Source organism: Picosynechococcus sp. NKBG042902 (assembly GCF_963864045.1).
In the GTDB taxonomy this organism is placed as follows: Bacteria; Cyanobacteriota; Cyanobacteriia; order Cyanobacteriales; family MRBY01; genus MRBY01.
In genome coordinates this window covers 1-2,333 of the sequence record NZ_CAWLTV010000020.1, presented here as the reverse complement: position 1 = coordinate 2,333, position 2,333 = coordinate 1, and the positions used below count along the sequence as shown (strand labels likewise).

The window sequence follows — 2,333 nt, the reverse complement described above, 5'->3', positions numbered from 1 at the left end:
AGCGTGTGTAGTTTCCGTCCCCTTGCGGGGTTTTTGGGATGTGGAACTTGTTAAGATTCAACGTTCTTATGCTGAATTAGCTGAAGTTTCCGTCCCCTTGCGGGGTTTTTGGGATGTGGAACAGGGGCATCATTTATTTAAGGAGAAATCCATGAATACTCGTTTCCGTCCCCTTGCGGGGTTTTTGGGATGTGGAACGCAGATGTGATTGCTATCGTAGCTCCTATTTCTCTTCAACAACGTTTCCGTCCCCTTGCGGGGTTTTTGGGATGTGGAACCCTAGGTCTTTGGAAACATTGCTATATGCAGTTTTCGAGGTACGTTTCCGTCAGACAGTGAAGCCTTTTGGCAAAAATACTTTTTGGAAAAGCTTGCTGACATCAAAAAGTCTAAAAACTTAGTTAAAAAGAATCATATCAAGAAAATTCGCTGCATCAACACAAAGTTCAAGACTTTTATGACGTTTATTTACAAACGCTGAACTTTACGGCTCCTCAAACAGAGCGACAACAAACCGACCGAGTGAAATATTTCGTAACAATCTTTGGCGCTACAAAATAACGTAATCTGGTGGCTCATAGGGTGGTGGACTGCCATAAACAAACGTGCGCCGAATCGCATTTTGATCGAGCGGATAAATCCGTAAACTGTCTTGATTGAGATTCAGAGTCGGTAGCCAGCGCTCTTCTAGCAGACGACGGAGAGTTTTTTCCTCAAGGGGGCATTCAAAAACAGAATATTGCACCCGCAAACACCGCTGTTCCAGAAGACGTACTAACTTTTGGCGACGCTTGTTGTCGGCGACATCGTAACACAGTAACCACAACATAGGCTGATAATCTCTCTCTCTTGGTGATGCCAGTTCCTGCTAGTGAAGACTGTTTTTTTAGCGGATCACGTAGGGCTCATAGTCTAGGGAGCGGTTGAGTAAACAGCGGCTAACATGGCGACATTGTTCAAGAATAATTTGGCTAAGTTTGAGTTTGCGGCCTTGGGGTGGATAGATGATAGGGGTTTGGAGATCCTTTTCGATGGCACTTAGGAATATTTTTTTGGCGATGGGGCCGAGCCAAATGCCTTTGCTGTCATCGCTGGGAATAAAGTCTTCGGGGGTGAGTAGGCCAGCACTAATGATCTGAATCACGAGGCGATCAATGAGAACAGGGCGAAATTCTTCCATCAGATCTAAAACTAGATTCGGGCGATAGGGTTGGACGGCATGGAAAAAACCAAGGTAGGGATCTAATCCGGCTTGGACAGTGGCCGCAAAGACCCGCGACAGAAGGACACCATACCCCCAACTGAGGAGGGCATTAATCGGATCGGGGGGCGGTTGGCGATCGCGCTTTTGAAATCCCCATTGTGCCGGAAAAATATGGCGGAGAGCTTGGAAGTAGTGGCGGGAGCAAATGCCTTCAAAGCCCATCAGTTGTTCGCGGCTAGGAGAGTCGAGCCGCTTCAGTTGAATGAGCTGGGCGGCGATGGTATCAACCGCTTCCGCGAGGGGAGTAAGCTGGCCATGATGTTTCCGATTGAACCGTTGGAGGAGAGCGCGCTGATTTTGGATTTTGCCATAGATAAAATGACGCGCAAGGGCGAGGCCAAAATAGCTATCACTAATCTGGTATTGGGCGAGACGGATGTGGGGATTGCTTGGGAACTGTCCCTGAAGGCGGCCCCGAAATTGGCCAGAACGCTTAAGAAAAAGGGTTTCGATCCCCTGATCTAGGAGCTTGGCGATCGCCTGACTAGAAAGGTGAATCCCAGGCAAAATAATCACCAGATCTAATTCAGCGATGCGAAAGTGCTGGATATTTTCGCGACGTTTAATGCGGAGTTGGGCGTTTGTATAGGAAACGCTGGTACCCGGTTCTGTGAGATAGAGGGTTGTCATGGAGCTTTTAATCAGGCTTTGGGCCTATTGTCCAGTTAGCTCGAAGACCCCTCTTCAATAACAGGGTCATAATGTATCTGTATTTTCATTGTGATTTAGAGTTGACCCATGAGCCCAAAGTTTGCCAAGCAGTTATTTTTTTACCGTCATTTTTTGGTGGCGATCGCCAATGGGATCGTGACCTGGGTGATCCTGATCATTGCCCCCCTTGGTTTGTTTGCCGTGATTATGAATACTTTTTTAGTCTTTCTGATTAGTTTAGGGTTTAATATCGTCGGCGATCGCCTATTGCAAGCTTTGCTAGACAGTGCCGGAATTGCATTGATTCAGCCGAAAACAAAGTTAAAATCAGTGGGCGATCGGCCCGTTCATGCTTGGTCGGAAAATACTTTACCGGAACAGCAACAACGCCCTTTACCAAAGAATAAATAATGTCAGT

At 47.0% G+C, this 2,333-nt stretch carries 4 protein-coding genes; 2 read left to right on the top strand and 2 right to left on the bottom strand.

Annotated elements, in window-relative coordinates; translation table 11 throughout:
• Nucleotides 1–208, top strand: a 208-nt coding sequence (locus tag AACR41_RS16485) for a hypothetical protein (protein ID WP_445260561.1), incomplete at its 5' end; no start/stop codon positions are given.
• 342 nt (nucleotides 209–550) lie between these two features.
• Here the strand turns inward: AACR41_RS16485 and cas2 are convergent.
• Both cas2 and cas1 read right to left on the bottom strand, forming a co-directional pair.
• The gene (cas2, locus tag AACR41_RS00150; RefSeq protein ID WP_030008340.1) at nucleotides 551–829 is read right to left on the bottom strand and encodes a CRISPR-associated endonuclease Cas2; all 279 of its coding nucleotides are present in this window, start codon (nucleotides 827–829) and stop codon (nucleotides 551–553) included.
• A 57-nt stretch (nucleotides 830–886) separates the two neighbouring features.
• On the bottom strand, nucleotides 887–1,894 hold the full coding sequence (cas1, locus tag AACR41_RS00145) for a CRISPR-associated endonuclease Cas1 (RefSeq protein ID WP_030008339.1): 1,008 nt from the start codon (nucleotides 1,892–1,894) through the stop codon (nucleotides 887–889).
• A gap of 108 nt (nucleotides 1,895–2,002) precedes the next feature.
• On the opposite strand from cas1, the gene csx18 reads away from it, so the two are divergent.
• A complete protein-coding gene (gene csx18 / locus AACR41_RS00140) occupies nucleotides 2,003–2,326 on the top strand; it encodes a CRISPR-associated protein Csx18 (protein ID WP_052349753.1) in 324 nt (107 codons plus the stop codon).
• Nucleotides 2,327–2,333: the final 7 nt, after the last annotated feature.